The sequence below is a fragment of the Dechloromonas sp. ZS-1 genome, from assembly GCF_039649255.1.
Taxonomy (GTDB): domain Bacteria; phylum Pseudomonadota; class Gammaproteobacteria; order Burkholderiales; family Rhodocyclaceae; genus Azonexus.
This window is the reverse complement of sequence record NZ_JBDIYD010000007.1, coordinates 158,615-166,560: the sequence shown is the minus strand read 5'-3', so window position 1 is coordinate 166,560 and position 7,946 is coordinate 158,615. Positions and strand designations below refer to the sequence as shown.

Below are 7,946 nucleotides of genomic sequence, written 5' to 3'. Positions count from 1 at the left end.
CTTCTTCCATCACCATGCTCATCTCGGGTCACTCCTTCAAGGTTAACACCTGAGCAGGTTTTTACTGGGTCAATACAGCAGCATGAATGGTCAATACCTAAAAGGCATCTTGGCAATTGCCATACTTATAGTTGGGCTGGGGTTGGCAGGCTGTGAGAAATATGCGCTTGACCGCCAGATGGAAGAACTATGTAAGAACGATGGTGGCGTCAAAGTGTATGAGACGGTGACGCTGTCCCCAGAAATGTTCGACCGTTGGGGCGACCCGTTTCCCGGATGGCGAGAGCGGAAACCAGAAGATCGCTTGGGGCCAGACTATCTCTATGTAATGGAGATAGTTGATATCAAACATGGCGATGCCTTCAAAGGAGAAGGTGAATTGCGTCGTTTCTCAACGCGCATTTATCGCCGCTTTGATAGCAAATTGATGGGCGAAGCAATTTCCTATGGGAGATCAGGTGGTGACTTCATCGTCATTGATCACCCAACTAGCAAGCGTTGCCCAATTTACAAAACTGATGACGAGTGGGTAATTAAGTCCGTATTCCTTAAAAGAGGAGAATAGCCATGCCAAGTATCGCTGATTATCTGAAATATGCTGAAACGGCTTTTGCAGCATATGCCGAAAATTTGAAACTTGGAACGGATGTAAATGTAGATGCGTACATAGTCGCTAAAATGTCTTCAGTCCAAGCAAAGCGCTTTGATGCAGCTTGGAAGGTCCTCGCCCAGAAAGATTAATTGAGTGGCTTTTCAGTCGTATTGCTGCAGCCACTCGATTCACTCGCGTCCTATTCGAATTTTTCTTTAGTTCCCCGTATTCAAAATTTGGAGGTGGCGTAAATGGGCGGATTGCTGGTGCTGGCATTGATCGGTGGCTACATCTGGGGAGTCACCAAAATCTTCATCTGTATCGACACATATTGGGGGAAGACGCTCATCGTCGTTGCCGCCATCCTGATCCCGAGCGCCGACGCCATCTACGGCCGGATCAAGCTCACACAGATGTGCGAGGCGGAGGGTGGGCTACATATCTATCGCGTTGTCGAGGGAGTGGAGGGGTTTGATGATCCGAGCGGTCCTCCATACGAGGAATGGATTACGAAATATGGGTATCGAGTTGTAGAGGGAACCGAGTTAGGGGGGGAACCCTCCCGCTTGGTTCGTCAACCTGATGGCAGAGTTATCCGAGAAATGGGAATAACGCCGATGACCAAATATATCTACGAAATGGACAAGGGTGATTCACAAGATATCTATATCCGCAGTGGATCGCATATCCGCGTTAGACGCACCGGAGAGGTGCTTAGCCGCGACGTCAACATCAACTATGCCGGTGGTTGGTTCGAACGCTTCGTCAATGGACTCTATGCAGCGCGAGGAACGGCGGGTACGTGCGGACCGATAGTTTCAATACACGAATTGATTTTCAAGACACTCAAGCCTATCAAGCAGGAGCAAGCAAAATGATTTTCGATTTGACTAAAGCAACGAACTATTCGTGGATGCTTCAGGCTTCCTATTTGGATTTGACGTCTGTGATTCTTGATAGCGCTGTAAGTTTGCGTACTTACTTGAAGGCGAGAACGATCAACGAGGGAAATATCTTTGCAGATCAGCAAGCCATAGCCTTTACCGACCCCGCCACTGGCTACAGCTTCATCAATCAACTCGCCAATACCTCAAACGGCACCTCCGCAACGGTTTTCAAGAGCAATAAGGACGGCAGCGACACCATTGCTATACGCGGAACAGAGCTGCCACATTGCGGATAGACATGAAAAAGCCCCTGTCGCGCTCATGCGGCAGGGGCTTTTGTTTGCCGGGTGCGGGGCGTCCCGCCTGAATCAGCCGCAGCTGTTGGGGCGGATGGTGCCGAGGTTCAGCGTCACGCCTTTTTTCATCTTGCCGATGACGTGCATTTCGCAGGCCTGGCAGTCGAACTTGAGGACCAGTTTCTCGTTCCCGTTGATCAGCGTCATCGGGTCCGGCTTGATGTATTTCACTTCCTTCGGGCACAGGTTGAAGCTGTAGCGCAGGCAATGGCGCGTGATCATCAGCGAGACCATGCCTTTCTCGTTGCCGGCTTCGTAGGCTTCCTCGATCAGCTTGACGCCGTGCTTCTCGTAGAAGGCGCGGGCCTTCGCATTGAAGACGTTGCCAAGATAGGTGAGTTCGTCCTGCGGGTAGGGCACCGGATTGGCAGCGGGTTGGTCACGCTGCGGGCGCGGGTGGTTGGCCAGGCGGGCGGCGATCAGGCGCTCGGTGGCCTCGCGGCGCAGCGCATTGATGGCGCCGACCGGCAGGAACCACGGCTGTTCAAGCGCAAGCTCGACGCCGGTACAGGTGAAGATCGTGTTGCCGAATTTGCCCAGGTTTTCTTTCAGTTTGCCGAGCGCAGCTTCCGGGTTTTGCGCGAGGTCGCGCCCGATTTTGTCGTCCTTGGGCAGGTCGACCGTCGCCGAGACCTGATCTTCATCGGTCAGGGTGAGCTGGAAGGCAGTTTCGGTTTCCGCAAGGCGGGCCTGCAGCGCAACGCGGCGGTCGGCGGAGTCTTTTTCCAGTGCACGTTCAAAGGCCTGGTCGCGGTTACGGAAGAGGCTGGCCCCTTCGCTCAGATCGGCCGGCATTTCCGCCGGGAACAGCTTCTGACCCCGGGCGCAGTGCTCGACCGTGTTGATGCGCATGCCCTGAACGTCGCCGTGTGCGTCATGGAAGCAGACGCCGTCGCCGTTATGGAAATCCTGATCGGTGTGCACGATGAGCCAGCCATCGCCAATCTCCGTGACTTCGCCGATCAGTTCGCCAACAAAAGCGGGGGAGTCGAAGGCGCCGATATCATCCTGACGGCCGCCGGCAAAATAGTCGGTGTAGCCGCGATTGAAAGTCTTGTCCGGCTGCGGCGTGAAGGTGAAGGTCGAGCGGCCGCTGGAGGCGCGGGCGTACTGCGGATGGGCATCAATGATCTCGTCGAGCAGCGTGCGGTAATGCGCGGTGATGTTCTTGACGTAGGAGAGGTCCTTGAGGCGACCTTCGATCTTGAAGGAATTGACGCCAGCCTCGATCAGCGCGAGCAGGTTGTCGGACTGGTTGTTGTCCTTCATCGACAGCAGGTGCTGGTTTTCGGTGATCACCTTGCCTTTGTCGTCGACCAGCGTGTAGGGCAGGCGGCAGGCTTGCGAACATTCGCCGCGATTGGCGCTGCGCCCGGTGTGGGCGTGGCTGATGTAGCACTGGCCGGAATAGGCGACGCAGAGCGCGCCATGCACGAAATATTCGAGCGACAGCGTGGTGTCCGCAGCGACCTTCCGGATTTCCTCGATGCTCATCTCGCGCGCCAGTACCAGCTGCGAGAAACCGGCGTCTTCAAGGAACTTGGCCTTGGCCGGGTTGCGGATGTCGGTCTGGGTCGATGCGTGCAACTGGATCGGCGGCAGGTCCATTTCCAGCAGGCCCATGTCCTGGATGATCAGGGCATCGGTACCGGCATTGTAGAGGTCCCAGCACAGCTGACGGCCGGCTTCGAGCTCCGCGTCGTGGAGGATGGTATTGACCGCGACGAAGACCTTGGCACGGTAGTGATGCGCAAAGTCGCACAGGCGGGCGATGTCGGCCAATTCGTTGCCGGCGCCGTAGCGGGCGCCGAAAGAGGGCCCGCCGATATAGACGGCATCGGCGCCGTGCTTGATGGCTTCAATGCCGAAATCGGCATTCTTGGCCGGTGCGAGGAGTTCGATAGGGTGTTGGGGGCGGGTCATGCTGTCCAATGAGGGGGTGCGGCGAGTGCTGGTCTGTCTTAGTAAATGAAACGCGGCGTAAGTTCGTCGAGATTGAACTCACGCAGGATGGCTTCGGCGCGTTCACGGGCGTTCTTGCGCGGCTTGCCGCCATTCGGGCGCTTGGAGGCGATGATCAGTTCGTTTTTCATCGAGTGCTCCCAGCCGACGAGTTCGGTCACGGTCACTTCGTAACCATGCGATTCCAGCAGCAGGCAGCGCAGCACGTTGGTCAGGTGGCTGCCCAGTTCGCGCGTATGGATCGGGTGGCGCCAGAGTTCGGAGAGCGGGGTTTTCGAGAGCGAGTCGTTCTTGCGGGCCCGCATGGCGGCGGCCACCTCGGCCTGGCAGCAGGGTACGAGCACAACGTGGCGGGCGTTGCGGGCCAAAGCAAAGCGGATGGCGTCATCGGTCGCGGTGTTGCAGGCGTGCAGCGCGGTGACCACGTCGACTGTGGCCGGCAGTTCGGTCGAGGTGAAGGAATCCTCCACCGTGCAGGCGAGAAAACGCATGCGCGGAAAGTTCAGGCGTGCTGCGAGTTCGCGTGACTTCTCGACGAGTTCCGTGCGGGTTTCGATGCCGACGATTTCGCCGGCGTCGAGTGCCTTGAAATACAGGTCGTACAGGATGAAGCCGAGGTAAGACTTGCCGGCACCGTGGTCGACCAGGGTCTGTGCGCCATCGAGCAAGGGCTCGATGAACTGGTACAGGTGATAGACCTGTTTCAACTTGCGGCGGGTGTCCTGATTCAGTTTGCCATCGCGCGTCAGGATATGTAATTCCTTCAGCAAATCAATGGACTGGCCGGGACGGATCTCCGGAATGTCGGCGGGGGTGTTCTGCTTTTTCATGGGGCGCCATTATCGCATTGTCGGGGGGCGGACGGGGTGACGCGCTGTGCCTGAAACAGGGTGAAAAATTTTTATCACTTTCGTGTCAACCGAGCGAAATGCCCCGCGTTATTCGGCTCATGGTGATCAACACCGCACATCAAACGGAGAGATAGAAATGGGTAGTCTGAGCAACGAATCCTTCGAGCACTTCCTGGATTCCCTGAAAAAGGCTGGCATTACGATTTCCAACGAGGTAGAACTGCGTGAGCGCCTCGCCGAAGCACAGCGTTGGCGTTATGCCTTCCAGACGCTGGCTGCCAACGGCAAGACGATCGGCATCTGCTTCGAGGATCACTCCAACGGTTCGAACGAAGCCGACATCCAGCGCGCTTTCAACGAATTCCACGTGTCCGACAAGGCTCGCGCTGTGTTCGCAGCGAATCTGAAGCACTAAGTCACCGTACGCATATCTCGCCAGCCCCCAGCGGGCTGGCCGCAAGGGCACCCAGCGCGGTGCCCTTTGTTTTGGCGGGGGGCGGCACGCTTGTACCGCAGGGATGCCCGTTGTCCATTTTGTGCCTTCCTGACGGTCGACCATCGGAAATACCTAAAAACCGGATTCGTGCGCTGACTGCACCATGAAAAACGCCTCAGTCGGTCAAGCCGCTGAGGCGTTTTGTCTTGGCGCACCGCGATGCGCCGCCGGCCAATGATCAGGCGTTCGGCAGCGGGTCGGCGTTGCCCAGGGCGGTGGTGTTCATGCCGCCATCGACGTAGGTGATTTCGCCGGTGATGCCGCTGGCCAGGTCGGACAGCATGAAGGCGGCGGCATTGCCGACTTCTTCAATGGTCACGTTGCGACGCAGCGGGGCATTGTGCGAGTTGTAGGCGAGCAGCTTGCCGAAGTTGCCGATACCGGAAGCAGCCAAGGTCTTGATCGGGCCGGCCGAAATGGCGTTGGCACGAATCCCTTCAGGGCCGAGGCAGAAAGCCAGGTAACGCGTGGCAGCTTCCAGGCTGGCCTTGGCCAGGCCCATGGTGTTGTAGTTCGGCATGGTGCGTTCTGCGCCCAGGTAAGACAGAGCGAGCAGGGCGGCCTTGCGGCCTTGCATCATCGGACGGGCACCTTTGGCCAGTGCAGCGTAGCTGTAGGAGGAGACATCGTGCGCGATGCGGAAGGCTTCGCGGGAAATGCCTTCGAGGAAGTCACCTTCGATGGCTTCGGTCGGTGCGTAGGCGATGGAATGGACCAGACCGTCCAGACCGTCCCAGCGCTTGCCGAGTTCAACGAAGAGGGCGTCGATTTGTTCGTCGCTGCTGACGTCGACCGGGATGGTGATGTCGCTGCCGAATTCGGCAGCAAACTTCTTGATACGGTCTTCGAAGCGCTCGTTCTGGTAGGTGAAGGCGAGTTGGGCACCTTCGCGATGGCAGGCCTTGGCGATACCGTAGGCGATGGAATGCTTGGACAGCAGACCGGTAATCAGAATCTTCTTGTCGGCGAGAAAGCCCATTTCGATGTTCTCCCTGTGGGGTTAAGCCCCGGGATTATAAACCGATAAACGGCAGTTGGCCGCCAACTGCCGTTCATCAGAGGGTTACATGTTCGGATAAGTCGGTCCTTCGCTCCCTTGCGGGACAACCCAGTTGATGTTCTGGGTCGGGTCCTTGATGTCGCAGGTCTTGCAATGCACGCAGTTCTGGGCATTGATCTGGAGGCGCGGATTGCCTTCTTCCTGACCGAGGATTTCATACACACCGGCCGGACAGAAACGCTGCTCCGGCGCATCGTAGCGTGCCAGGTTGACCGATATGGGGACGCTGGCATCCTTGAGTTGCAGGTGGCAGGGCTGATCTTCCTCGTGATTGGTCGAGGACAGGAACACCGAGGAGAGGCGGTCGAAAGTAAGGACGCCGTCCGGCTTGGGGTAGTCGATCTTCGGGCACTCGCTGGCCGGCTTCAGCTTGGCGTGGTCGGGCGTCGTGTTGTGCAGCGTCCATGGGGCCTTGCCGCCGAAAACGATCTGATCGATGCCGAACATGATCGAGCCGAGTTTCAGGCCTTTGTTCATCCAGGGTTTGAAGTTGCGTGCCTGATGGAGTTCTTCGTAGAGCCAGCTGTTCTTGAAGGCTTCCGGATAGGCATCCAGCCGGTCGCGCTGACGCTCGGTGCTCAGCGCGGCGAAACAGGCCTCTGCGGCGAGTGCCCCGGTCTTGATGGCGCAGTGCGACCCCTTGATGCGGGCCGCATTGAGGAAACCGGCATCGTCGCCGATCAGTGCACCGCCCGGGAAGACGAGTTCTGGCAGCGATTGCAGGCCGCCGGCCGTGAGGGCGCGGGCGCCGTAGGCGATGCGCTTGCCGCCTTCGAGGAACTTGCGGATTTCCGGATGCGTCTTGTAGCGCTGGAATTCTTCAAAAGGAGAGAGGTGCGGGTTGCTGTAGCCGAGGCCGACCACGAAACCGACTGCTACCTGATTATTTTCCAGGTGGTAGAGGAAGCCGCCCCCGTAGGTATCGGATTGCATCGGCCAGCCGCCGCTGTGCACGACCAGACCAAGCTGATGCTTCTCGGGCTGGATTTCCCAGAGTTCCTTGATGCCGATGCCGTAGGTTTGCGGGTCGGCGTTGCGGTTCAGGTCGAACTGCTCGATCAGTTGTTTGCCGAGATGGCCGCGGCAGCCTTCGGCAAAGAAGGTGTATTTGCCATGCAGTTCCATGCCCAGCTGAAAGTTCGGGCCTTCCGAACCATCGTGCAAACGGCCCATGTCACCGGTGGCCACGCCCTTGACGGCGCCGTTCTCGTCAAACAGCACTTCGGCACCGGCAAAGCCGGGGTAGATTTCGACACCGAGGGCTTCGGCCTGCTCACCCAGCCAGCGGCAGACGTTGCCTAGCGAGATCACATAATTGCCTTCGTTGTGAAAGCATTTGGGCAACAAGGCGTTCGGCACCTTGGTGGCACCGGTTTCGGACAAAATGAAGAAGCGGTCTTCGGAGACCGGCGCCAGAAGGGGAGCACCATCGGCTTGCCAGTTTGGGAGCAGCTCGGTCAGGGCGCGCGGGTCCATCACGGCGCCGGAAAGAATATGGGCCCCGATTTCGGCCCCTTTTTCGATCAGGCAAACGGAAAGGTCGCTGTTCTGTTCCTGTGCAAGCTGTTTGAGTCGGATCGCAGATGCCAGCCCGGCCGGGCCGCCACCGACGATCACTACATCAAATTCCATCGCTTCGCGTTCCATGATGTCTCCTTGTTGTCGCATTGTTGTCAATTTATGTTCACAATACGGTACAGTATGGAAAAACATAGATCAAGCATTTGTTTGAAAAGGAGAGC

General features: G+C 57.7%; 9 protein-coding genes. 5 read left to right on the top strand and 4 right to left on the bottom strand.

All coding sequences use genetic code 11. The features are described 5' to 3' along the window. Positions 1-82 precede the first annotated feature (82 nt). From AACO21_RS11195 to AACO21_RS11180, 4 genes are all read left to right on the top strand, one after another. On the top strand, positions 83-565 hold the full coding sequence (locus AACO21_RS11195) for a hypothetical protein (RefSeq protein WP_346192597.1): 483 nt from the start codon (positions 83-85) through the stop codon (positions 563-565). 2 nt (positions 566-567) lie between these two features. Beyond that, a complete protein-coding gene (locus AACO21_RS11190; protein ID WP_346192596.1) occupies positions 568-741 on the top strand; it encodes a hypothetical protein in 174 nt (57 codons plus the stop codon). 102 nt (positions 742-843) lie between these two features. Beyond that, complete coding sequence (locus tag AACO21_RS11185) at positions 844-1,470, top strand: hypothetical protein (protein ID WP_346192595.1); 627 nt, start codon at positions 844-846, stop codon at positions 1,468-1,470. After that, positions 1,467-1,775 (top strand): hypothetical protein, encoded by a 309-nt coding sequence (locus tag AACO21_RS11180; protein WP_346192594.1) that lies wholly within the window; start codon positions 1,467-1,469, stop codon positions 1,773-1,775. The genes AACO21_RS11185 and AACO21_RS11180 overlap by 4 nt, the downstream gene beginning before the upstream one ends. 72 nt (positions 1,776-1,847) lie before the next feature. On the opposite strand, the gene AACO21_RS11175 is transcribed toward AACO21_RS11180, so the two are convergent. Next, positions 1,848-3,758, bottom strand: a complete 1,911-nt coding sequence (locus AACO21_RS11175) for a U32 family peptidase (RefSeq protein ID WP_346192593.1) — start codon at positions 3,756-3,758, stop codon at positions 1,848-1,850. 38 nt (positions 3,759-3,796) lie between these two features. After that, positions 3,797-4,627, bottom strand: coding sequence for an SAM-dependent methyltransferase (locus AACO21_RS11170; protein ID WP_346192592.1), 831 nt, complete (start codon positions 4,625-4,627; stop codon positions 3,797-3,799). 157 nt (positions 4,628-4,784) lie between these two features. Here AACO21_RS11170 and AACO21_RS11165 point away from each other — a divergent pair, with 157 nt between their 5' ends. Continuing rightward, entirely contained in the window at positions 4,785-5,063 is a 279-nt protein-coding gene (locus AACO21_RS11165; protein ID WP_346192591.1) for a hypothetical protein, read from the top strand. A 259-nt stretch (positions 5,064-5,322) separates the two neighbouring features. Here the strand turns inward: AACO21_RS11165 and fabI are convergent, their stop codons facing one another. Further along, entirely contained in the window at positions 5,323-6,123 is an 801-nt protein-coding gene (gene fabI, locus AACO21_RS11160; RefSeq protein ID WP_346192590.1) for an enoyl-ACP reductase FabI, read from the bottom strand. 84 nt (positions 6,124-6,207) lie between these two features. Next, positions 6,208-7,851, bottom strand: coding sequence for an electron transfer flavoprotein-ubiquinone oxidoreductase (locus AACO21_RS11155; protein WP_346192589.1), 1,644 nt, complete (start codon positions 7,849-7,851; stop codon positions 6,208-6,210). Positions 7,852-7,946 lie beyond the last annotated feature (95 nt).